The organism is Flavobacterium chungnamense, assembly GCF_039539165.1.
Lineage (GTDB): Bacteria > Bacteroidota > Bacteroidia > Flavobacteriales > Flavobacteriaceae > Flavobacterium > Flavobacterium chungnamense.
The window spans coordinates 245980-269356 of the sequence record NZ_BAABCS010000020.1 but is presented as its reverse complement, the minus strand read 5'-3'; the positions used below and the strand labels follow the sequence as shown (position 1 = coordinate 269356).

General features: G+C 31.7%; 20 protein-coding genes. 3 read left to right on the top strand and 17 right to left on the bottom strand.

Annotated elements, in window-relative coordinates; all coding sequences use genetic code 11:
* Positions 1 to 76 precede the first annotated feature (76 nt).
* Genes ABD771_RS11695 through ABD771_RS11685 form a run of 3 tightly spaced genes read left to right on the top strand, consistent with a single transcriptional unit; the run spans position 77 to position 4119 of the window.
* Positions 77 to 1612, top strand: a complete 1536-nt coding sequence (locus ABD771_RS11695; protein WP_345094763.1) for a cryptochrome/photolyase family protein — start codon at positions 77 to 79, stop codon at positions 1610 to 1612.
* A complete protein-coding gene (locus ABD771_RS11690; RefSeq protein ID WP_345094761.1) occupies positions 1609 to 2901 on the top strand; it encodes a DASH family cryptochrome in 1293 nt (430 codons plus the stop codon). The genes ABD771_RS11695 and ABD771_RS11690 overlap by 4 nt, the downstream gene beginning before the upstream one ends.
* Before the next feature lie 48 nt (positions 2902 to 2949).
* Complete coding sequence (locus ABD771_RS11685; protein ID WP_345094759.1) at positions 2950 to 4119, top strand: proline dehydrogenase family protein; 1170 nt, start codon at positions 2950 to 2952, stop codon at positions 4117 to 4119.
* 64 nt (positions 4120 to 4183) lie between these two features.
* Here ABD771_RS11685 and ABD771_RS11680 read toward each other — a convergent pair whose 3' ends face one another.
* The 17 genes from ABD771_RS11680 to ABD771_RS11600 form a co-directional block, all read right to left on the bottom strand.
* Positions 4184 to 5971 carry an ABC transporter ATP-binding protein gene (locus ABD771_RS11680; RefSeq protein ID WP_345094757.1) on the bottom strand — a complete coding sequence of 596 codons (1788 nt, stop codon included), beginning with the start codon at positions 5969 to 5971 and terminating at the stop codon, positions 4184 to 4186.
* Positions 5972 to 6209: 238 nt separating this feature from the next.
* Positions 6210 to 6764: an REP-associated tyrosine transposase gene (locus ABD771_RS11675; protein ID WP_345094755.1), complete on the bottom strand. Its 555-nt coding sequence runs from the start codon at positions 6762 to 6764 to the stop codon at positions 6210 to 6212.
* A gap of 160 nt (positions 6765 to 6924) precedes the next feature.
* A complete protein-coding gene (locus ABD771_RS11670) occupies positions 6925 to 7581 on the bottom strand; it encodes a hypothetical protein (RefSeq protein ID WP_345094753.1) in 657 nt (218 codons plus the stop codon).
* Positions 7582 to 7965: 384 nt separating this feature from the next.
* Positions 7966 to 8469, bottom strand: coding sequence for a hypothetical protein (locus tag ABD771_RS11665; protein ID WP_345094751.1), 504 nt, complete (start codon positions 8467 to 8469; stop codon positions 7966 to 7968).
* A complete protein-coding gene (locus ABD771_RS11660) occupies positions 8466 to 9374 on the bottom strand; it encodes a hypothetical protein (RefSeq protein WP_345094748.1) in 909 nt (302 codons plus the stop codon). The genes ABD771_RS11665 and ABD771_RS11660 overlap by 4 nt, the downstream gene beginning before the upstream one ends.
* 692 nt (positions 9375 to 10066) lie before the next feature.
* Entirely contained in the window at positions 10067 to 11101 is a 1035-nt protein-coding gene (locus ABD771_RS11655) for a transglutaminase domain-containing protein (protein ID WP_345094746.1), read from the bottom strand.
* Complete coding sequence (locus ABD771_RS11650; protein ID WP_345094743.1) at positions 11094 to 11831, bottom strand: carboxypeptidase-like regulatory domain-containing protein; 738 nt, start codon at positions 11829 to 11831, stop codon at positions 11094 to 11096. The genes ABD771_RS11655 and ABD771_RS11650 overlap by 8 nt, the downstream gene beginning before the upstream one ends.
* Positions 11832 to 11947: 116 nt before the next feature.
* Positions 11948 to 13858 (bottom strand): SPFH domain-containing protein, encoded by a 1911-nt coding sequence (locus ABD771_RS11645; RefSeq protein WP_345094741.1) that lies wholly within the window; start codon positions 13856 to 13858, stop codon positions 11948 to 11950.
* A 350-nt stretch (positions 13859 to 14208) separates the two neighbouring features.
* Complete coding sequence (locus tag ABD771_RS11640) at positions 14209 to 14601, bottom strand: hypothetical protein (RefSeq protein WP_345094739.1); 393 nt, start codon at positions 14599 to 14601, stop codon at positions 14209 to 14211.
* Positions 14602 to 14682: 81 nt separating this feature from the next.
* Positions 14683 to 15399, bottom strand: a complete 717-nt coding sequence (locus tag ABD771_RS11635; RefSeq protein ID WP_345094737.1) for a YebC/PmpR family DNA-binding transcriptional regulator — start codon at positions 15397 to 15399, stop codon at positions 14683 to 14685.
* Positions 15400 to 15513: 114 nt separating this feature from the next.
* Positions 15514 to 16545, bottom strand: coding sequence for an LIC11966 family surface protein (locus ABD771_RS11630; RefSeq protein ID WP_345094735.1), 1032 nt, complete (start codon positions 16543 to 16545; stop codon positions 15514 to 15516).
* A 4-nt stretch (positions 16546 to 16549) separates the two neighbouring features.
* Entirely contained in the window at positions 16550 to 18565 is a 2016-nt protein-coding gene (locus ABD771_RS11625; RefSeq protein WP_345094733.1) for a S41 family peptidase, read from the bottom strand.
* A gap of 135 nt (positions 18566 to 18700) precedes the next feature.
* Positions 18701 to 19783 (bottom strand): glycine cleavage system aminomethyltransferase GcvT, encoded by a 1083-nt coding sequence (gene gcvT / locus ABD771_RS11620; protein ID WP_345094730.1) that lies wholly within the window; start codon positions 19781 to 19783, stop codon positions 18701 to 18703.
* 210 nt (positions 19784 to 19993) lie between these two features.
* Positions 19994 to 20776: a bestrophin-like domain gene (locus ABD771_RS11615; RefSeq protein WP_345094727.1), complete on the bottom strand. Its 783-nt coding sequence runs from the start codon at positions 20774 to 20776 to the stop codon at positions 19994 to 19996.
* A gap of 65 nt (positions 20777 to 20841) precedes the next feature.
* Positions 20842 to 21270, bottom strand: coding sequence for a phosphate-starvation-inducible PsiE family protein (locus ABD771_RS11610; RefSeq protein WP_345094724.1), 429 nt, complete (start codon positions 21268 to 21270; stop codon positions 20842 to 20844).
* 32 nt (positions 21271 to 21302) lie between these two features.
* Complete coding sequence (locus tag ABD771_RS11605) at positions 21303 to 22433, bottom strand: linear amide C-N hydrolase (RefSeq protein WP_345094722.1); 1131 nt, start codon at positions 22431 to 22433, stop codon at positions 21303 to 21305.
* A gap of 267 nt (positions 22434 to 22700) precedes the next feature.
* Positions 22701 to 23366 carry a hypothetical protein gene (locus tag ABD771_RS11600; protein ID WP_345094720.1) on the bottom strand — a complete coding sequence of 222 codons (666 nt, stop codon included), beginning with the start codon at positions 23364 to 23366 and terminating at the stop codon, positions 22701 to 22703.
* Positions 23367 to 23377 lie beyond the last annotated feature (11 nt).

Here is a 23377-nt window from a genome sequence, read left to right as displayed (position 1 = left end):
TTAAGTTTAACACGAAGATATGATTTTTTTTGGGCGGACGCGCTATATCCCAAATTCTTTATAATTCCGAAATATAATGCCAAAAACCTTAAGATTAATTCTCGGAGATCAATTAAATAGCAATCATTCTTGGTTTAAAACGGTAGATGATTCGGTGACTTATGTGATGATGGAAATTCGTTCCGAAACTGATTATGCTAAGCATCACATTCAAAAAGTAGTTGGAATATTTGCCGCAATGCAAGATCTGAAAAATAATTTACTGTCTCAAAATCATAAAGTTATCTATATCTGTCTAAATGATAAAAATAACTTACAATCTTTTGAAAAAAATATTCAAAACTTAATTTCAGAACATGATTTTAAACATTTTGAATATCAATTTCCTGATGAATATCGAGTGGATTTGGATTTGAAAAGTCTTTGTAACGTTGTTTCAATTTCTAGTACTGCAGTTGACTCGGAACATTTTTTTACTACTCGAAATGAACTCGGAGATTTTTTTGAAGGCAAGAAAACATACCTAATGGAAAGTTTTTATCGAGCCATGCGAAAAAAGCACAACATCATGATGGAAGGCGATAAGCCACTAACAGGTCAATGGAATTACGATGGTGAAAACCGAAAGAAATTACCAAAAAATCACAAGCCAATTGCTCCTTTAGTTTTCAATAATGATGTTTCTAAAATCTATGAAGAAATCACTAAAAGCGATGTAAAAACCATTGGAACTATAGATGCTAAAAACTTTATTTGGCCCATAAATAGAAAGCAATCTTTAGAATTATTAGATTTTTTTGCAGAAGAATGTTTACAATTATTTGGAAGTTATCAAGATGCGATGACTCCAAACGAATGGTCGTTGTATCATTCTCGGATTTCGTTTTCGATGAATGTAAAAATGATTTCTCCTCAAGAAGTTATAGACAGATGCATTGAAGAATGGAAAAAACGCCCAAACGAAATAGAATTCAATCAATTGGAAGGTTTTGTGCGTCAAATTATCGGCTGGCGTGAATACATGCGCGGCATTTATTGGAACAAAATGCCAGAATTTGCAAGTATGAATTTCTTCAATAATCAAGAAAAATTGCCAAATTGGTTTTGGACAGGAAAAACCAAAATGAATTGCATGAAAGATGCCATAAATCAATCGTTAAATTATGCGTATGCGCATCACATTCAGCGCTTAATGATTACAGGAAATTTTGCGCTTTTAGCAGGAATTCATCCAGATGAAATTGACGCTTGGTATCTCGGAATTTACATTGATGCTTTTGAATGGGTTGAAATTACTAATACTCGCGGCATGAGTCAATTTGCAGATGGCGGAATTGTAGGCACAAAACCTTATGTAAGTTCGGCATCCTACATTGATAAAATGAGTCATTATTGCGGCAGTTGTTTTTACAAAAAAGCAATAAAAACTGGAGATAAAGCATGTCCTTTTAATAGTTTGTATTGGAATTTTTATGACAGAAATGAAGATAAATTAGGAAAAAATCCTCGAATCGGAATGATGTACAATGTTTGGCGAAAAATGAAACCAGAAGACAAAACAGCTATGCTGGAACAAGCTGATTATTATTTGAAAAATATAAATGAATTATGAGAACATCGATAGTTTGGTTTAAAACTGATTTAAGATTACATGATAACGAAACGCTTATCAAAGCAATTTCACAAAGCGATGAGATTATTCCAATATATTGTTTTGATGAGGCTGAATTTGTTACCACTGAATTTGGATTCCAAAAAACAGGAAGTTTTAGAGCTCAATTTTTATTAGAATCACTAATTGATTTGGATAACAATTTAAGAGCAATTGGTTCGGGATTATTGATTTTGAAAGGTAAACCTGAAGTTGAAATTCCGAAAATTGTACAACAATATAAAGCAACCAAAGTGTTTTCTAAAAAAGAAGTTTCTTATGAAGAAAATCAAACAGAACTAAAAGTTAGAGAAGAATTATTCAAATTGAAATGTGAACTTAAAACATTTAGCACAAGTACATTGTATCATGCCGAAGACTTACCATTTTCAATAAAAGATATTCCAGATGTTTTTACAAATTTCAGAAAGAAAACAGAAAAAGATGCTTCAATTAGAGTATCATTTGACGAACCAAAAGAATTAAAATCTCCTGAAATCGAAACTTTAAAACTGCCAACTTTAGAAGAATTAGGATTGAATTTTGAAGCGTTAGATACACGAGCTGTTTTGCAATTTAATGGCGGAGAAACTAAGGCAATTGATAGATTAAATCATTATTTTTTTGAAACCAAATGTATTTCTGAATATAAAGAAACTCGAAACGGTTTAGTTGGAGCCGATTATTCGTCTAAATTTTCAGCTTGGTTGGCATTAGGTTGCATCTCACCGAGATTTATATATGATGAACTCAAAAAATATGAAACTCAATTTGGTGCAAATGAATCGACTTATTGGTTGGTTTTTGAATTATTATGGCGAGATTATTTCCGTTTTATGATGAAAAAATACAACGCCAAATTCTTTCAACAAGCTGGAATTCAAAACAAAGGAATTCCAGTTAACAAACACAACACGCACCAACTTCAAGAATGGATTAATGGTGAAACTGGAGTTGATTTTGTAGATGCTAACATGATTGAACTAAAACTCACAGGATTCATGAGCAATCGTGGACGTCAAAATGTGGCGAGTTATATATGTAATGATTTAAAACTTGATTGGCGTTATGGTGCTGCTTATTTTGAACAGCAACTAATTGATTATGATGTTTGTAGCAATTGGGGAAATTGGGCTTATCTAGCCGGTGTTGGAAATGATCCAAGAGGAAATAGATATTTTAATATAGAAAAACAAGCATCTGATTATGATAAAGATAAAAAGTATAGGAATTTGTGGTTAAAATCATAAAATTAATTCTAAAACTCTATTTATATTTGCATAATTAATAAAATTTCGATGGACAAAATTTTCAACAATACTGAAGTTGCTTTCTCATTAAAAAGTGATACTGAATTAGACAGAGCCTATTTTCTTTTCAAAATGATTTCCAACGAACCACTGGTTAGAATCGGAACTGCTGTCACCAACTTTGCCTTGAAAGCACATTTACCAGTTGAAGGATTGATTCGTGCTACGGTTTTCGACCATTTTTGTGGTGGCGTAAACGAAATGGATTGCCTAAAAGTTGTTGATAATATGTATACCAAAGGTGTTTCATCGGTTTTGGATTATTCTGTGGAAGGTAAAGAAGAAGAAGCTCAATTTGATGCGGCTTTAGAAATGACTTTAAAAACAGTTGAATTTGCTAAAGAACGTCAAGCAATTCCGTTTGCAGTTTTTAAGCCAACAGGTTTAGGAAGATTAGATTTATATACAAAAGTAGGAGAGAAGCAAGCACTTACTGAAGACGAACAATCCGAATGGAATAGAGTTTTAGAACGTTTTGAAATCATTTGTAAAACGGCTCATTCAAAAGATGTTGCGTTATTAATTGATGCAGAAGAAAGTTGGATGCAAGATGCCGCCGATGATTTGGTAGAAGACATGATGCGCAAGTACAACAAAGAAAAAGTGATTGTTTTCAATACTTTACAAATGTATCGTTGGGATAGAATGGATTATCTAAAAGCATTGCACGAAAGAGCAAAAGCAGATGGTTTTTATATCGGAATGAAGCTAGTTCGAGGTGCTTACATGGAAAAAGAGCACAAACGAGCAGAAGAAAATGGCTATTCAACTCCAATTTGTGCTTCGAAACAAGCTACAGATGATAACTATAATGCAGCAGTTGATTATATGATGAAGCACATTGATAAAATGGCCATCTTCGCTGGAACGCACAATGAAGAAAGTTCTTATAAATTAATGGAAATGTTGAAAGATAACTCTATTGAAATTAAAGACCAACGCATTTGGTTTGGGCAATTATACGGAATGAGTGATAATATTAGTTATAATTTGGCTGCACACGGATATAATGTGGCTAAATATTTACCATTTGGACCAGTTCGAGATGTGATGCCGTACTTAATTCGTCGTGCCGAAGAAAACACTTCAGTTGCCGGACAAACAAGTAGAGAGTTAAATTTATTGAAATCAGAAAGAGAAAGAAGAAAATCAAAATAAAAAATAATAAATCCCGAGTTAATAGCTTGGGATTTTTATTTACTGCAAATTTGCGGTCATAAACCTAATATTCACTAAACTGCAAATTGCTCAAATTCTTATAAATCCCATTTTCAATTTCAAGCAGTTCTTTGTGAGTTCCTTTTTCGGCAATTTTTCCTTCGTTTAGAACTAAAATGGCATCAGCACTTCTAATGGTTGAAAGTCGGTGTGCAATGATGATACTAGTTCTTCCTTCCATTAAAGTTTCTAGAGCTTGTTGTACTAATTTTTCGCTTTCACTATCTAATGATGATGTAGCTTCATCCAAAATTAAAATACTAGGATTTTTCAGTAAAGCACGCGCAATAGCAATACGTTGACGTTGTCCACCAGAAAGTTTTATACCGCGTTCACCAACCAAAGTCTCAAATTTTTCAGGAAATCCATTTACAAAATCTAAGGCGTTGGCTTGTTTGGCTGCTAAAAAGATTTCTTCATCTGTAGCATTTGGTTTTCCGTAAGCTATGTTTTCTCGAATGGTTCCACCAAATAAAATCACATCTTGTGGAACGATACTCATATTTCCACGAAGATTTTCCAAATCATAATCGTAGATATTTTTATCATCAATTAAAATTTGTCCGCCATCAATATCATAAAAACGCAATAGGAGTGAAGATATAGTTGATTTTCCAGCGCCACTCGGACCAACAATCGCAATTTTCTGACCAAAGCTTGCTGTAAAGTTCACATCTTTCAATACTTGAATTTCTGGTCGTGATGGATAACTAAATTGTACATTTTTGAAGGATACATTTCCTTTTATTTTTTCAGTGGATTGATTTTGATTGGAATTTATTTTTTCAGGAGTTTCGTCTAATAGTTCAAAAACTCGTTCCGTAGCTCCAACCGCTTTTTGAATTTGAGCATACAATTCGGCAATACCACCAAACGAAGCTCCAATAAAAGTAGAATACAACACAAACGAAATCAACTCACCAACACCTTTAATTTCGCCACTAATGCACAAACTTACACCATACCAAACTACGGCAACAATAGCTCCAAACAAACAGAAGATTATAAACGAAGCAAAATACCCACGGTATTGTCCGCCTTTGATGGCCAATTTAACTACATCATTGATTTTACCTTTATAACGTGCAATTTCATACCATTCGTTAGCAAACGCTTTTACATTCGTTATCCCTTGCAAGGTTTCTTCCACAATAACTTGACTTTCGGCCACTTGATCTTGAACACTTTTAGAGAACTTACGAATAAACCTTCCAAAGATTACCGCAGCCACAGCTACTACTGGAACAATGCAAAGCATCATTAAGGTCAAGCGCAAACTGATGGTAGCTAAGAAAATGATACCACCAATGATTAAAATAAACTGACGTAAAAATTCCGCAATAGTAGACGTTAAAGTATCTTGAATTTGAGTAATATCCGAGCTGATGCGGCTGTTCAATTCGCCGACTCTTTTTTGAGAAAAGAAATTCATAGGCAACTTGATTAAGTTGCTGTACAAAGACAATCGAAGGTTGGCTAAGGTATTTTCAGTAAAATTGATAAACAACGACAATCTAAAAAACGAAAAGAACGATTGCAACAACAAGATGCCCATCAAACCAATCGCAATGTTTTTGGCTTGTACCAAATCTTTTTGATTCACACAATCCACCAACATTCCTAACAATTTAGGAAAGGCTAGGGCAGTACCACCAGTCAATAAAAGAAAAAACAACCCCAAATAGAATTTCCATTTGTGATTGTCGGCATATTTAAAAATAAGAAGCGCTTTGCTTAAGGTACTTGCGTTGAGTTTAGCTTTAGGTAAGTCATTTTCTTGAAATCGCGCCATTTTTTTTCTTTTTATGCAAAAGTAAAGAATAATGTAGTGGTATGGAAGTGGACAAATGGTAAAGTTTCGTGAAAAAATACCGGCGCATGATGATAGCGCGGATGACGATAGCGCGGATTTGCAATCCGTGCCCACAATCAAAATCAAAACAAATGACGATAGCGCGGATTTGCAATCCGTGCCCACAATGAATATCAAAACTGATAGCGCGAATTTGCAATCCGTGCCACAATCAACATTAAAACAAATCTAACAAAACAACCTCTAAATCATTATCTAAACCAGCATAATTTCTGGCAGAACTAAAATAATAATCTTCAGGAAAAGAAACGATTTTATCCATTACTGGATTGTTATGAATATAATTCACTTTTTGTTTTATAAACCAATTAGTTTCAACAAGCTCAGCATGATAACCATCTTGCCATACTTTGTGGTGTTGTTCTCTTTTTAAATGTTCGCATGCTTTTTGAAAATAAGTTAACATCCATTCTCTTCTGCTTTCAGGTTCTTCAATACAAGTTTGCAAAATTTTCTTTGAGGTAAATTTCTTAAAGTCTCTAATAACATCTGATAGAATAAAACCATTAGTTGCTTTGCATAATAAATGAACATGACTACTCATAATAACATAAGCATAAATTTCTAATCCTTTGTTTTGTTGGCAATAATGTAATGCGTTGATGATGTTGTATTTTTGATTGAGTCTTGTAAAAACATCTATCCAACCTACTGTTGTTATAGTTATGAAATAGGCTTCTTCGGTTTTTGTGGCTTTATATTTCGTAGACATACTCTGGCTTTTAACAAATTTAATAAAAAAAACTACAACTTTTTATTGTTGTAGTTTGTGTGTTTTTAAGCTCTTTGTGGGCACGGAATGCAATTCCGCGCTATCCGTTGTGGGATATATCCGCGCATCTGGTGTACACAAATGATAAAGTTTCGTGAAATTAATCAGCTAATAGAATTCGTAAAATTATATAAAAAGGCAACATCACAAGTCCAATATAAAAAATCATTTTCCCTTGTTGTCTGTCATCAGTAGTATAGGAATAAACTCTCTGACCATTTGGTAAATTTTTCTTTGATGTCATTAGTACATAACCAATAATTATTCCCAAAAAGCCACCTAATAAAGCAAAAATATATCCTGCAATTATCCATGGTTTTTGATTTTCTTCAGGTTTTGCCAAATCCTGTAAGCGTTGTTTTTTTAATGATATGATTAGTTCTTCATCAATAGATTTTCCGCGTTCTGATAAAAGTTTTTTTGCTAACGAATAATCAAATTCGTTCCATTCATCTTGTTTCAAAATAATGTCATACAATTCTTCATCTGAAAAACTGAAAAGATAATAGTCTTTGTCAACTTGATTTATTTGATCTTCAGCAATACTTTGCAATACTTTATTCGCCTTTTCAAAATCGGAAATTTTAATTTTTATTTCAAATTCTGGAGTTGTATTATTTCCTGTTAATAAGCTATCAACTGGAGGAATATTGTTTCCAATTTCGGTTTCAATTTCATTAGAGTTTAATACAGTAACCACATCTTGTGCTTGTTCAATTGAGGAATATTTTTTGAATACTGATAATTGGTTTTCCATTGCGGATATTTTTTACTAAAGTACAAACTAAATATTAAATAAAAAATGACGATAGCTCGGATTTGCAATTAGTAATCACAACTATCGATAGGGCGGATTTGCAATTCATGCCCACAATCAACATCAAAACAAATCTAACAAAACAACCTCTAAATCATTATCTAAACCGGCATAATTTCTGGCAGAACATATTTAATAAAAAAAACTACAACTTTCTATTGTTGTAGTTTGTGTGTTTTACGCTCTTTGTGGGCATGAATTACAAATCCGCGCTATCCGTTGTGGGACATATCCGCGCCACCTGGGATTTAATGGTTGCGGCTGATATAATTGGCTTAACTTTAAATTAAATAGGTATTATAAGTTGCTTTTTGTTGTTATCTATTATTTTTCTAGACTCATTATTGTAAATAAAACCAAAAGAGTTCTGAAAACACTTAAAAAAACTACTGCAATACCACAAATTAATACTTTAAAAAGAAAACTGCATGAAAAGTCGGTGGAAAGTAACCAGATTATATATAATCCAAACGTAACTATGACTAATTCAATTATTGATTCTTTGAAGACAGTTGTTAATTGTGAATAGTTTGCTTTAGAAAAGAAAAGTTCTAACGGATTCTTGGCAGTTTCAGGTGATTTGTTTGCAATGTTTGCCTTTAGAGCAGCAATAATAGTTAAGGCAGCTAGAATAAATCCAGCCAATGAAATTGATGTTGAAATTATACTCGATATTAAACCTGTTAAATCTAATTTAGGCGAAGGATTGAGATTGAAAATCGCACAATATGAGTTAATAAGCCATAAACAAACGACAATAAAAATATCGATTACATAAGAATTGCTTAGATAAAAATCAAGGATTTTTTCTCGATTAATTTGATTCATTTGAAGTTCTTTTTATCAATTTCACGTTGCATTTTAGGAAATATATCTTCAGACACGATTACTCTTGTCAATGGTTTTTTTTCAACTCTAATTTTACTTTGCTCTTTATCTAGTATTAAATCAAAAACTTGAAGTTTATTACCTAATTCTTCATCTTCTGCTTTAACTTTTAGATAGTTAAAGATATGCTTTTTATTTGGGTTATCTTCAAAGTACTTCAAGATTCCAAATATTGTTTTCTTAATTTTTGGAGTGTCATCAAACTCTTTATAATCAATATTGAAATTTAAGATAGCATATTTATTCTCAAATTGATTTACTGATGCTTTTGCAGCTTGAAGTAATTCATGATCAGCATTTTCAAGCTCAGGAATGTAACTTTTATGAATTTTTACAGTCATTTGCGAAACTCTTCCAAGCCTTTTTTTTAGACTGGCTAATGAATTTCGTACCAAAAAATGGTAACCTACTTTTTTACAAATTTTATAGTTTATAGCTACTCTTTCGATATATCGGATAAAATCTTCAACTTTAGCACCATGATGATTATATTCTAATGCAAGCACTGTTTCTGTTTTTCTATAATCTATAATGAAATGAGAAGTCTCAACAATTCCGTCGAATTTTGCGGTGTCTAAATCTTCTACTACATCTGTTGTCATATTTATTCCTTCAGGAAAAGCATCTGTGCGAATACTTCTTAATTTACCTTTCATGATACCTTTTTCATTGTCAACTCCGTAAACAGAAACATATTTATCTCCAAAATATTGATATCTTATTTTTGCACCTGTCTTACTCATTGTTGTAAATGTGTGGAACAAGTCAGAAATTGTTTTAGATGCTTCAAATTCAAAGCTAATGCCATAGAAATGAATAAAACGTTCTACTTTTTGAATTCTCATATTGTGGGTTTTAAGGTTACTATTAATGTAAATGTATTTCTATTTCAAAGTAATCATTTTGAGTATATGCACTTTTTCGGATTATCGATAAAGTGAGATATGTTAAGGTTAACTATAACTAAATATATAATCAACTTACTTCAACTTTCTAAAAACATTAGTAGAAAAATTTCTACAATAATTTCACCAAATTTAACAATTATAATCACACAAAAAAATATTTTAAGGAGAAAAATCCTATTCATTACATAAAGCAGCTTTTGTTCACAAAAGCCTCATTTTCATCAGTTCACATCAAAAAAACACTAAAAATCATCGTAGTGCAGCAATGCTTTGTAAGTAACATCATTTTGTACCAAAAAAGTAGGTATTTTACCGAGCTTTATAAGTTTTTATGAAACACTCTTAAAAGTAGCTATAATAAAAGTTATTATCATGAAAAAACATTTGTATAGTAAGTTTAGGATTAAAAATTATATTTGTATAACTATAATAGGATTTATTTATTAATCTGTATAGTTATTTTAGGACGGGTCAACTCCATAGATAAAGCATAGATACTACATAGATAAAGCATGGATAAAGCATGGATAGTGCATGGATTGTGAAAGAAAACGATATAAAAACTTTAATCAATCAATACATCATTTTACCAGTAATAAATTAGCTAAAGAAAAAAATCCGCTTTGCTTTCACAAAACGGATTTCAATTGTACCTTTTTTACTTTCACTACATAGGTACAGATAGGATGCGTTCCTAGATTGATATGGACATCATAGGAGCCATGTTTTAAAAAAGTATATTTTATTTTTAGACTGTTATGTTCTAAACGTTCTATTATAGGTTTGATATAGTCAACACGTGTTCCATAATTGATTTGTAGAAAAATGTCGCTTATATCAATGCCTTTTAAATCTTTTAAGATAAATACAGCTTCTTTATTTTTTTCGACTTCTAAATGCATTATGGAAGGTTCGATTGGAAAAACAGCATACTTAAACGCATAATCATATACTACTGGAGCTTTCAAAAACTCCGATAAATTTGTTTTTTCATCTTTTAATAACCATTTGTCTTCATTAGGAAAATGATCTTTTGCAAACAGATCAGGGTCGGCTAAAAAATACCCATCATTATAATCAAATTCAAAGGCAAAGGTATTTGTATCATAAGCGCCACTTGACCAAGTTGTATCACACAAATACCATTTATTATTGAGTTGAACGGCGTTCCAAGAATGATTAGGGAATTTTAAATCAGATGCAATGGAACTTTCATTTCGACCAAAACCATCAATAATTTCGCAATTAATATTTACCAAATTGGCTAAGCTTTTAACGAGATAGGCATAACCTGTGCAAATTGTTTTTTTTTCTTTTGCGAGTTTTTTAAAAACTTGACTACTATAAGCTTTATTCCATTTGTCAAGTTCCAAACTATCATTTTGGTGTTTGTTTCTTTTGGCACTATTTTTCATAAAACTGTAGTAATCACCTTCGATATTGGTGCTAACCCAAGTGTAAATAGCTCTAAATTTTTCAACATCAGATGGCAGATTATCAGTCAGATTATAAGCAAGTTGTGGTAAATTGGATAAATCAGTACCTTTATAAGCATAGGCAATTTCATCAGCATTTTTAAAATTCACATTTTTAAAATCTGAAATTTGTGCCTCAATTTTTAATTGACTTAGAAGCGTTATGACCAAAAATATCCATTTATTCATTGGTAAATAATGATTTTATTTTCTGAAATAGTGTTCGTTTAGATTGATAAACTTTATTTGTTGCAACTTCTCCCATCATCACAATTTGGCAGTTATCAAGCTTGATAGAATAGTTCATTTTTATAGACTGATTTTCACGAGTAACTTTAATTTCTTTTTCTTTATAACCAATATAAGTTACCAGTAATATATCTCCAGCTTCTAGTTGTTTTGGAAAAGTAAATTTTCCATCGATATCTGTTTGTGTGCTGATGTTATAATTTTTTAAATAAATATTGGCTCCTGGTAAAGGAATAATTCCATCGGAAACAATGCCACTAACTGTAAATTTTTCATTTTGGTCTTCCGAATTTGTATCTTTTTTAGTCGCACTATTTTCCTCTTTTACGATGGTATTCGTATTGGTTTTCTGCTCTTGCGAGTAAACATTAGTTAACGATAGGAGTGATACAAGAGACAAACCAAATAGACATGAAGAAAAGGAATTCGACATAGTTCTATTGGAAGCAAGACTTGGATTAGCATAGCTTTTTAATTGTGATTCCAGAAATATGCCACAAGTTTTATTATTTTCATTAGTAAAGAAATTAAAAATTTCTTTATCGTTCATTTTAGTAAAATCTATTACGTTTTTTTTACAAGATTTACAGAAGCCACCTTCATCTGTTTTATTAAAGGTTTTGTAATCCTCAGAACATGGTTGGTCGATTTGAATGTTGATTTTTTTCATCTTTGTAGTGTTTGGTTTCTTATATAGAGGTATATTTTTTTGAAAAGGTTGGGATAGGAATAAAAAAAAATCCGCTTTGTTTTCACAAAACGGATTTGAATTAACTCAAAAACTACTTATTTCTTTTTAGATTCGTCTTTATCATTTTTGGTATCCATCATTTCCATTAATTTCATTCCAAGTAAACCACTGATTCCACCTTCGGAACCATTTGCACCTGAAATTAATACATCTGGAATTACTTTGATATTTCCTTTACCAATTTCTTCGGTAATTTTATATTTAGTAAAGTTATCACCACCCATTGCTGAAACTTGTAACTGATAAGCTTCTGCAGTTGATTTACCAATAGCCATAATTTTCTCAGCTTCTGCCAAACCAGTTTTAGAGATTTTCTCAGCTTCTGCGCTTGCGTTTAATTTTGTAGCTTCTGCTTGTGCTCCAGCTCTTGCTTTTGTAGCTTCAGCTTCTGCATTTGCTCGCATTTTTGTAGCTTCTGCTTCAGCATTTACATTTAATTTCAAACTTGTTGCATCACCTTCGGCTTTTTTAACGGTTGCATCGGCAGTTCTTTGCGCAATTTCAACACTTTGAGAAGCTTTTACAATTTCTTTTTGCATATCTGCAATCGCAGTTTCTTTTTCAACACCTTGACGTTGTTCTTGCGCCATTCTTTGTGTTTGATAGGTTTTTTGCTCTTCTTCAGCAATTTTTCTATCGGTCAATGTTTTCATCAATGAATCTGGTGGAACAATGTCTCCAATTAACGTATCCACAGCATTTACATTGTATTCATCCAAAACCGCTTTGATATGATTCTTAGCCGATTCTTGTCTTTCTTTACGTGTACTTAAGAACGAAATCACATCGCTATCTTGTGCTGAGTTTCTAAAATAGTTACCAATAGTTGGTTCTAATACTTGTGAAACTAAATTGGTCATGCTTCCAAAACGTGCAATAACTTTTGGCGCTTCATTAGCAGGAACGTGAATGATTTGTGCCACATCTAAATTGAATGGGAAACCATCTTTCGAACGTACCGTAATAGTAGATAGATTTTTATCTAAATCATGTGATTCACTTCTAGCATTTGCCCAATTCAAAACTAAGTTTGTTGTTGGAACTGGTTCAAGTTTTGTTGTGTATTTATTCAAGGCATATTTTCCTGGACCAAAAGGTTCCATCCAAACACCACGTTGTCCTTTAGAGACGATATTTCCGTGTTTGAAAGTTTCTCCTGTTACGTCTTTTCCGTCTTCACCAATATAAGAAATTACAACACCAACGTAACCAATTGGCACATCGGTCATTGGGTTTTGTTCAATTTGAATGGCCCATGAATTGATGTAATAAGATCCAGCCAACATCACTTGAGGTTGCAAACCACGGTTTCCGCCTTGCTCCAAGAAAAAATCAAAGTCCTGGAAGTTATTGTGTCCGTCTACATATTTACCTGCAATTTGACCTTGTGGAATCGGGTCACCATCAAGAGCAGTAACAATTCCGACCATATTTTCAAAAATTTTGATTTGGTCAGCCATTACAATTTCAAATAAAAACGTATTAATACGATAGGAACCAGTTGTAATAAAAGCAGATTGACGACCTTTTTGTCCACCATTGTTTAAGAAAGCTGTCGCGTCTTGAAAGTTATCGCTATCTACTTTTCGGGCTAAGATGCGTCCTGTTGGAATTTCTTTTCCGTCTTTACTTAATACCAAACCAATTTTCCCTTCCGGAATGATGGTAAACGCTGTCATATCAACAGAATATTGCCAAATCCACATTGCCCAATATAAACCAGGAGCAAGTGTTTGTGCTTGAAAACCTGCTTCACCTTTGGTAGCAATAATTCTTCCATCAGGTAACGATTTGTCGGTTCCAAAAAGCACGAATTTCTTTGTAACTAAACCAATTTTGTCTTCAGGAACGATGACCATTCCAAAGAAAACTCTTAAAACAAATTTGTAAAAAATAATAGATAATACAATAGGTATCAACCACCACAAAGTAAAAAATGTTGTCATGTTATAAAATTTTATTAAATAAAAAAAGGTTTTTGATTTTGATAGAATTCTATTAGGAAATAAATAGTAAATCAGGTAGTTCACTTACCACAAATTCAAAGTACTAGTTGGTTTTGAATTTAGTTTTTGAATTACAACACTTTATTGTGTCATTCTAGTTCTATTTTTAAATCTCTAATTATACGATGTACTTGTTAAAAAGTTACAAATTTTTGATACAATTATTTTTATAAAAAGTATAATAAATTAGTTATCAATATTTTATAAACAAAAAAAAACTCCAAGTTGTCTTGAAGTTTACGTGTTAAATTTGAAATATAATAGTTACAAATTTATCTCAGTTATAAAATTTACTTTTTCTCAAAACTCATAGTAAAATAATCACTTTTAAGAATTAAAGTTTTTTCATTTAATAATTCGATTTCTGCATTTCCTCCAATATCATTGATTTCATTATTGGATTTTTGAAATATGGTTTTACCATCTTCAGATAAATTAAATGTTCCATTGCCAATAGTTTTGTCTTCAGCATTAGTAGTGACAAAATTGCCTTTGGCATCAAAACATACTTCATTATTTATTGCTTCATTTATTATTTCTGACGAGTTCTCAATTTCAGTTTTCAATTCAAACTTTGTTACCTTCCAACAGCCAATAATTTTTTGTGAATTGTTGTTTTGTGCTGTGGAATTCGTGCATACAAAAAATAAAAGAAAAGCGATAATTGTTTTGAATGGCTTCATGGTTTTAATTTTAAAGATATTCAAATATAAAAAAAAACTCCAAGTTTCCTTGAAGTTTATATCTAATATCTGATATTAAATCTATTCCGTTTCATCCATAGTATGATAAACGTTCATTACGTCATCATCTTCTTCTATTTTTTCTATTAGTTTTTCAACGTCAGCAATTTCAGCTGCGGTTAGTTTTTTTGTTACTTGTGGAATTCTTTCAAATCCAGAAGATAAAATTTCAATTCCTCTGTTTTCTAGTTCTTTTTGGATTGCTCCAAAGCTTCCAAAAGGTGCGTAGATTAATATTCCATCTTCGTCAGCAAAGATTTCTTCTGCTCCAAAATCAATGAATTCTAATTCCATTTCTTCAATATCAATATTGTTGTTTGGAATTCTAAAGTTACATGTATGGTCAAACATAAATTCTACCGAACCTTGCGTTCCCATAGTTCCATTACATTTGTTGAAGTAACTTCTTATATTGGCTACCGTTCTATTATTATTGTCAGTTGCAGTTTCAATTAAAAGTGCAATTCCGTGTGGTGCATAACCTTCAAAAAGTTGCTCTTTATAGTTTGCTGTATCTTTGTCAGTTGCTTTTTTGATGGCACGCTCTACGTTTTCTTTTGGCATGTTTGCTGCCTTTGCGTTTTGAATAACAGCACGTAAACGAGAGTTGGCTTCCGGATTTGGACCACCTTCTTTTACAGCCATTACAATATCTTTTCCGATACGAGTAAACGCTTTAGCCATTGCTGACCAACGTTTCATTTTTCTACCTTTTCTAAATTCGAACGCTCTTCCCATTTCTATAATTTAACCCAAACTTGATTCAGGTTTTGATTTATTTGTTATAATTCAATTCTGATGCAAAATTAACCTAAAAATCTATTTTTACAAATCTATATTTCAGTTTTCAAATTAATCTACTGGAACGTGTTTTGAAATAAAGTTTTCTGCCACAGTATTCCAATTGTTGATAGCGTTTTGTTTGTCTTGAAAATCTAAATTATTTGCTTTGTTGTATGTATCAATCTCTTTGTTAACTTGTTTTACCATGTCATTATAATTGTCAATTTCTTCTTTAGTTCTGTCTTTTTGTGACTTAGATTCAATTGTTTTTTTAGTATTTTCAAACTTGTCGTTGAACATGTAAAATGAAACTATTTTTGGAACATGAGTTTCGGCTTCTTTTTTGTAGTATTCCAATACTTTTTTAGTCGCTGTTATCAACGAAACATCCTTATTGTAGGGTGCAATTGTTTTAATTTTTTCTAGTCCTTCGTTCGCATATTGTAACAATGCATTAGCATTTTGCTCAATAGCAGCCATGTCTTTCTTTTGAACGGCTTTAGCTAAGGAGGCATCCGTAAAGTTTACTTTAAAGAAAACCAAATATAACACTGTGTGGTAATCAAATACTTCATTAGATATTTTAATTTTTTTACCTAATTCAGAATCACCTTCACTTATTTTTATATTGTATTTTAGTGCGAAAGCATTAAAAGCTGCACTTGCCTTTTCATTTTCTGAATCTAGTTTTTCATTAACCAAGTCTCTTGCTAAAAGATAGGCTTCCATAGCATCATAAGATTGTTCTGCTACTTCTTGCATGTTGATGATTTTATCATACTCTTCATTCAAATTCTTCTCACAGAAATCAAAATATTGTATGACTTGGTTTTGGTATTCAACATCGCCATTGTAACCGTTTTTAATATCACCAATTTTCTTTTTTGCGGTTTGTATCGTTTTAATCAATTGCTTACGAGTATTATCAATTCGTCTTGCACTTTTAGAATGCGCTACGGCAGAAGTATATTTCCATGTACTTCTAGAAATTATACCTTGTTCTTTGTTTATGTAGGTTAAATAGTCTACTGGTGTTTTAAATTCTTGTGCTGTTGATAGTAAGCTTAGGCTTAATAATAAGGCAAGTAGTAGTTTTTTCATGGATTTAGTTTTTTAAATCATTAATAATGTTGAGCGCTTCAATAATGTGTAAGTTACTTTTAATTGCTTTTATTTTTTCTTTGTTGGCGCTTTTTAAATATTCATCAAATTGCTGGTATTCGATATCAACAGAGTTGCGTTCTACTTTTATATCAGTTTCTTTTTTAGAAACTAATTTCACTTCTTTCCACAACAAATTTACTTTGTTTACAGATTCAAAAACCGAATTAAAATTCAGAGGAATAGGAGCCATGTCTTTTTCGTAAACCTCGTTCAATTTATTGTTTAAATCAGTAATTATTTTCAAATTAGCATCGGCAGCAATCCGTGCAGCACTTTTTTCAATAGCAACTTTTCTATTTGGATTTATAAACTCTGTAAAACGCAAAACACCTTCAATAGTATTGTTTTTCAAGGCTGTTTTGTTTTTGCTTTCCCTTGGCATTTGCTTGTCAAAAAGTAATGGAAGTGCTATATCGGGAGTTATTCCAATAGTTTGATTGGTTTTTCCAGTTACTCTATAAAATTCTTCAATAGTCAGTTTTAAAAACTCTTCTTGATTTTTATCTTCTGTAAGCGGTAGAATTCTTTGCATGGTAGCTTTTCCATGTGAATTGGTTCCAATAACAACAGCTCTTTTATAATCTTGCATTGTATTGGTAAAAAACTCACTTGCCGAAGCAGAAAAACCATTAATTAAGACTACTAAAGGTCCTGTATAAATGCTGCCACGATTCGGATCTTTTATGGTTTCTTTGTTTCCCTGTTTATTGTTCATAATGGCAATTGGTCCAATATCTATAAAAGAACCTGTCAATTGAACGGCTTCTTCCATAGAACCGCCACCATTATTTTGTAAGTCAATAATTAGTCCATCAATGGCGTCTTTTTTTAATTTATAGATTTCTTTGGTTACATCATCACTGACATTCGTTTTGCCATTTTCGAAAGTAGCATAGAAACTCGGAATTCTGAGATATCCTGTTTTCTTGTTGTCTTTTTCTAAAATATAGCTGTATACATTGTTACCATAATCTTTAAGTAATTTTTTTGTGAGCGTCACGGTGTAAACTTCACCAGTTTTTTTACGCAAAGTGAAATCAGCATTTCTAAATTCACTCGAGCTAAAAATGGCTTCAACTTTTTGCATTGATGAGCAGGCAATAATATATTCTTGGTCAAGGTATTTCACTTTAATGATTTGGTCACCAGCTTCAATCTTATCAGAAAAATAGGCAGAACTTCCGGGAACTACCTCATCAACAATAATTTCTTCTTTCTCATTGAGAGAAATATTCAGTCCGAAAGAGAGGTTGTCTGCACTAACATTGGAAAGAAAACTCGATTTATCACTTTTGGATAAATACATGGTATGTGGGTCAAAATAGGAGCAGAAGACATTGTAAAATTTGGCATTAAAATCATTTTCTGTAAGTTGCAAATTCGAATATTTACAGCGGTAGGTTTCAAATATTTTTTCTTTAGATAGTTTTGAAAGTTTTTCAAAATTAGCAACCAAAGAATCTTTATTCGTACTTATTTCGGAAACATCTCTTAAAGTATGAAACAAAAGACGTTTTTTAAACAAGCGTTTCAAGTCGTTAGCGTCTTTTGCGTAAGGCAATGTTTTAACCGAAAACTCAATACTTTCAGGACTGTTATAAGCAAATGGTTCTTTATAAATGGCTTCGATAGAGTTTTTATAACGCTCAATGGCAATATTGTAGGCTTTGTAAAATTCTTTTAGAAAAGCACAATTGTTTGCTTTGAGGTAATCATCAATTGCTAATTGTTGTTTTTTAAGATTTTTTACTTCAATTTCAGTAAACAAACGATTGTCTTCGTCCAATTCTTTTATAAAAGCATCAAATACATAAACCGACAAACTATCGTCAATTGCTTTAGGTTTGTAATGCTGGCTTTGCACAACTGCATTAATCTTTGTCAATGTTTCACAAGGATTCTTTTCGCTTTGTGCAAAACCTATAAAGGGAAGTAGTAAAAGGAGTATTTTTTTCAAATTCAAATTCAATTTCAACTTCAAAAATCAATTTCAACTTCAAAAATCAATTTCAACTTCAAAAATCAAATTGACTTTTGAAATTGATTTTTGCAATTGACTTTTGAACTTGACTTTTGAACTTGATTTTTGAAACTATTTTTTATAAAACGGCATTTTAGAAACTTTAGCAGCAATTTTCTTATCTCTAATCAAAATATAAATTTCAGAATCTACAGCTGCGAATTCGGTTTTAACGTAACCCATTCCGATAGCTTTTCCTAAACTTGGTGCTTGTGTTCCTGAAGTTACAATTCCGATGTTGTTTCCTTCTGCGTCTACGATTTCGTAATCGTGTCTTGGAATTCCTCTGTCGATTAATTCAAAACCTACTAATTTTCTAGCAACTCCAGCTTCTTTTTGTGCTTTCAAGTTTTCAGAATTGGTGAATTCTTTGGTGAATTTTGTAATCCAACCCAAACCTGCTTCTAATGGCGAAGTGGTATCGTTGATGTCGTTTCCATACAAACAGAATCCCATTTCTAAACGCAAGGTATCTCTTGCTGCTAAACCAATTGGCTTGATTCCGAATGCTGCTCCAGCTTCAAAAACTTTGTTCCAAACTTGTTCTACTTCTGAGTTTTTACAATAAATTTCAAAACCACCTGAACCAGTGTAACCTGTTGCAGAAATGATTACATTTTCAATTCCAGCAAAATCAGCTACTTCAAAATGATAGTATTTTATGGCTGATAAATCTACAGAAGTCAAACTTTGCATCGCTTCAACCGCTTTTGGACCTTGAATGGCAAGCAATGAATAATTGTCAGAAAGGTTTTTCATTTCAGCACCAAAAGTATTGTGTGACGAAATCCAATCCCAATCTTTATCGATGTTAGATGCGTTTACTACTAATAAATATTGTTCGTCTTTGATTTTGTAAACAATTAAATCATCTACAATTCCGCCATCATTGTTTGGTAAACAAGAATATTGTGCTTTACCGTTTTCAAGAGTTGAAGCATCGTTAGACGTAACTTTTTGTATTAAAGCCAAAGCATTTTCACCCGAAATTAGAAATTCACCCATGTGAGACACATCAAAAACACCAACTGCATTTCTAACGGTTTCGTGTTCTGCGTTGACTCCTTCGTATGAAACAGGCATATTGTAACCTGCAAATGGAACCATTTTTGCTCCTAATCCTTCGTGAATGTGCGTTAAAGCTGTATTTTTCATTACTTATTTAGTTTGTATGTTTGAGGTGCTAAAATAGTGTTTTTTGTAGAAATGGTGGTGATTGGACAAGAAATTTATTTGTGGTTTTTTGAAATAAAACAAAGCAAAGTCAGGAGACATTTGCGTTGTTTTATTGGACCTCTTGGCGTAGCTTGCTTTTAGTAGAAACTTTCTGGGAAGCTTTTGCTTTTTTAGAAGTAGTTATGTACTTTAATTGAAATAATTTCGTAACTCAATCATACTTTTATTAGATTCATCTAATGTTACAAATCCTCTAAAAGGCCTATCTAAATCAAATATAAATAAGATTGTAATTGATATCATTATGCAAAAAACAAACTCGATTAACCAATCAATATTTCCTTTTAAAGCTGCCAAGTACCCAGAATAAAAAGAAGCTATACCTGCTAAAAGAAAGAGTAACCAAATAATACTATCAGGAACTTTTGCTTTTTCGGCAGCTGCCCTAGTTGTTGTAATATCAAACATTTCATTTAAAGCTGGAATCATTTGACGAGTTGCATCTGTATTAGAATAATCACGTGAAAGCCCTGAAGCTCTTTTCCATAAATTTGTGGATATAGCTTGACTTTGCCTATTTGAATGCTTTATTTTTTCTATATCTCTACCTGCATTATAATAATTTATTCTTGCTTCAACATATTGTTTGAAGTCATTTCTAAATGATTCACGTTCTTTTTCTGGATATAAATCAGCACGAAGTATAGCAGTACTAATAGTATTAGCCTCTTCTATAATAATTTGCCTTCTAGTATCATATCTGGTTACACTCATGCTAAAAGTAAAAGCAAGCAATAGAAAAAGTAATCCAGAAAGAGAACCAAAACTAGAACTTGATTCTGTTGAAGTAGTTGCTTTTAGTTTTCTTAACTTTAGTTTTCCAAGTTTGTAACCAAAAACTGTCAATGCAAAGGTCACAAACATCAGAATCAATGATATTTTCCATGCATCTATTTCATTTAAATAAGACATATTTTTGAGATTAATTTATTTTCTAATTGTAGTTTAGAATAGAAGTAGGTTTGTTAATAGTTAGATTATTCTTTTTTACTACTATTTTTTTTTATTGAATTATGAAGAATAAAATATCCTGCACAAATCGATAATATCAAAATTGAAATACCTATTTCTGTTTCAAATCCTATGTGTTTAACATCCATAACAATTACTTTTCTTGAAATTGCAGTTAGTGCAATAAGCAGAATTATTTTTACTTTACGCAAAATATTATCATTATTTCCTTTAAATGTTTCTAGAATTTCTAATGCAATTATTATGTTAAAAAATAACGGAACACCACTAAGTGCTATGGATTTATTCTCTAAAATTGAGGCTTCATTAACCTCAATGTAAAATAAATGAATGAGATCAAACACCTCATAAAACACAAATAAAAGAATTAGAATTGAAAGCGTATAATAAATTGATTTTTCTGCGAAGTGAATCGTTTTATCTATATTATTCATTTTTTGTTAATTTAATCGTAGATGTAAAATGGTTACTTCTTTTTTGTTTTCTTATTATATGGAGTTACATCTTTAATGGAGTTTTCCTTAGTAACATCGTCGTCAATGACTTGTTCTTTAATTTCTGTAAAATCAATAGATTTTAAATCTATTTTTCTAACAGCTCTATTCCACATAGTGTGGTAATAGTAAACTTTTTCTTTTAAATCACAAGATGAAGTAACCTGTGTTGCACTAACAATATCGTTTGGTATCTTTTCTGAAGGAACTTGAGCTCCTAATGGGATATTAAAATTATCTAAAATTCTAAAGGATTCGAATACAGCTTCAGTAGATGTTACTAAAGGTCTGCATGATGCTGTAAAAGCCGCAGCACGAACAAATCTTGAAGGCGGAGTAAAATCGCCAGGTATACCCAAAAAGCCTGAACCTCCACCTGTTGGGTTTAGTTCATAGTTTCCGAAAGTTTTTTGTTGGTTTGGTGAAGTTGAAAGATTCAGATAATTTCTTTGATTTAATATATGCCAATCATAAGTTGGTGAATTCGTTATTACACCTAAATAGGGCTCATAAATTTTAACTTCACCTTTATTTACAATTTCAATTATTCTGCTGTTTCCGCTAGGGTCAACTATTTTAAAATGAAAAGGTAGTTCTGCTCCACCAAAATCTTTGTTTTCAACACTAACAACAATAACTTCATTTAAGTGTGCTAATACTTCATCTACAGTTTTAAAAGAAGAAAGCATCCATTGCATTAAATCACCAACACTCATTGACTTAGACGCATTGTCTTTATCATAAACTGAATATTCAGCAAATCCAGGTAAATAATAAACGCCTACATATAACCCTTCTTCATTAAGACCATCCGGGCCGTATGGTTGTCCGTAGGCAGTAAGTGTTACAAAACCATATTTACCTTTCCAGTTTTTTCCATTTAATCCCACTGGGGTTTGTGCTTTGAATTCTTTATTTCTTGGAACAATTAGAAGTTGGTTATGTTGAGCATCATTTAATGCCCATTCAACAGTTCTAGCAACTATAACACCTCCATCTTTTGATTTTAAAGTAATGCCAGTGCAAGCATAAATTGGAGATGATATTAAAGAGAAGATAATAATTGTGATTAGACTGTTCCTAAATATTCTTTTTGTTTTCATTTTTTTTAAAAAATTTATTTCTCGCGATTTTAAAATTATTTTCAACTAATAAAAAGCCTTAATTTATTGATACTAATATACCCATATACAATGAATTAGGATTATATAATTAATTAAAAGTTTGCTAATTTAATAAAAATTTTACTACTAAAACTACGTAAAACCCTTTGTTTTTCAAAAAGTTATTGAATAGTTTTAGTAGTTGGGTACAGCACTGTTACTTGAGATTTGCTGTAGAATATGTTTTAGTTTTATGTTAATTTACTATTAAAATCTTGTTCGTATAGCGGTTGCGGCATTGTTGATGGCACCTTGAATAGCATTTCTTAAGTTTTCATAGTCTTCGCCTTTTTTCCAGTTACCATCCATCTTAGCCACCGTTTGAAAGTTGTCTTGTTGCAACAACGAATTGTCACTCAAATCTACCGTTTCTGAAACTACATTTACATAGCCGTCTTTCTCCAACTCAATCATACCATAATAACTTACTAGCAAACCATACTTCACATTTATGTACATGATTTCATCTACATTGTGAGCTGCTTTTAAGTCTCTAAAGTCCTTTTTACTGTACTTTTTATCAGAGTTGGGTTTGTTAAATTGTGCCATTTTTTTGTAATCTAATCTTTGTTCAATAAAGACAAAATCCTTATTTTTTTCTTTTAAAATGCTCGTGATTTCGGATTTTAAGGTTTCTTGCACATTAAATTTTGGTTCCACTTTTTTCAAGGGTTCCGTAAAACGGTTGCCAGGTGTTAGTGCCATGTCTAGTAAACCTTGTCCGCCAGCTTTCGCCATACCGATACTATCTACTTGGAGGATGATGCCTACTTTTTTGTTGTTATAAAATTCTTGTTTCAAAGGAATAAGACTTACACAACTGCTCATTAGTAATACAAGCGCCATTCCCAAAGTTAATTTTAATACTTTCATAGATTTTTTTA

Bases quoted from the DNA above. Each gene is read 5' to 3' on its own strand.
- ABD771_RS11670 (WP_345094753.1), bottom strand. From the start codon at position 7,581: ATGGAAAACCAATTATCAGTATTCAAAAAATATTCCTCAATTGAACAA.
- ABD771_RS11655 (WP_345094746.1), bottom strand. From the start codon at position 11,101: ATGAATAAATGGATATTTTTGGTCATAACGCTTCTAAGTCAATTAAAA.
- ABD771_RS11600 (WP_345094720.1), bottom strand. From the start codon at position 23,366: ATGAAAGTATTAAAATTAACTTTGGGAATGGCGCTTGTATTACTAATG.
- ABD771_RS11640 (WP_345094739.1), bottom strand. From the start codon at position 14,601: ATGAAGCCATTCAAAACAATTATCGCTTTTCTTTTATTTTTTGTATGC.
- ABD771_RS11680 (WP_345094757.1), bottom strand. From the start codon at position 5,971: ATGGCGCGATTTCAAGAAAATGACTTACCTAAAGCTAAACTCAACGCA.
- ABD771_RS11605 (WP_345094722.1), bottom strand. From the start codon at position 22,433: ATGAAAACAAAAAGAATATTTAGGAACAGTCTAATCACAATTATTATC.
- ABD771_RS11645 (WP_345094741.1), bottom strand. From the start codon at position 13,858: ATGACAACATTTTTTACTTTGTGGTGGTTGATACCTATTGTATTATCT.
- ABD771_RS11695 (WP_345094763.1), top strand. From the start codon at position 77: ATGCCAAAAACCTTAAGATTAATTCTCGGAGATCAATTAAATAGCAAT.
- ABD771_RS11685 (WP_345094759.1), top strand. From the start codon at position 2,950: ATGGACAAAATTTTCAACAATACTGAAGTTGCTTTCTCATTAAAAAGT.
- gcvT (WP_345094730.1), bottom strand. From the start codon at position 19,783: ATGAAAAATACAGCTTTAACGCACATTCACGAAGGATTAGGAGCAAAA.
- ABD771_RS11675 (WP_345094755.1), bottom strand. From the start codon at position 6,764: ATGTCTACGAAATATAAAGCCACAAAAACCGAAGAAGCCTATTTCATA.
- ABD771_RS11665 (WP_345094751.1), bottom strand. From the start codon at position 8,469: ATGAATCAAATTAATCGAGAAAAAATCCTTGATTTTTATCTAAGCAAT.
- ABD771_RS11615 (WP_345094727.1), bottom strand. From the start codon at position 20,776: ATGTCTTATTTAAATGAAATAGATGCATGGAAAATATCATTGATTCTG.
- ABD771_RS11690 (WP_345094761.1), top strand. From the start codon at position 1,609: ATGAGAACATCGATAGTTTGGTTTAAAACTGATTTAAGATTACATGAT.
- ABD771_RS11630 (WP_345094735.1), bottom strand. From the start codon at position 16,545: ATGAAAAAACTACTACTTGCCTTATTATTAAGCCTAAGCTTACTATCA.
- ABD771_RS11635 (WP_345094737.1), bottom strand. From the start codon at position 15,399: ATGGGAAGAGCGTTCGAATTTAGAAAAGGTAGAAAAATGAAACGTTGG.
- ABD771_RS11660 (WP_345094748.1), bottom strand. From the start codon at position 9,374: ATGAGAATTCAAAAAGTAGAACGTTTTATTCATTTCTATGGCATTAGC.
- ABD771_RS11650 (WP_345094743.1), bottom strand. From the start codon at position 11,831: ATGAAAAAAATCAACATTCAAATCGACCAACCATGTTCTGAGGATTAC.
- ABD771_RS11610 (WP_345094724.1), bottom strand. From the start codon at position 21,270: ATGAATAATATAGATAAAACGATTCACTTCGCAGAAAAATCAATTTAT.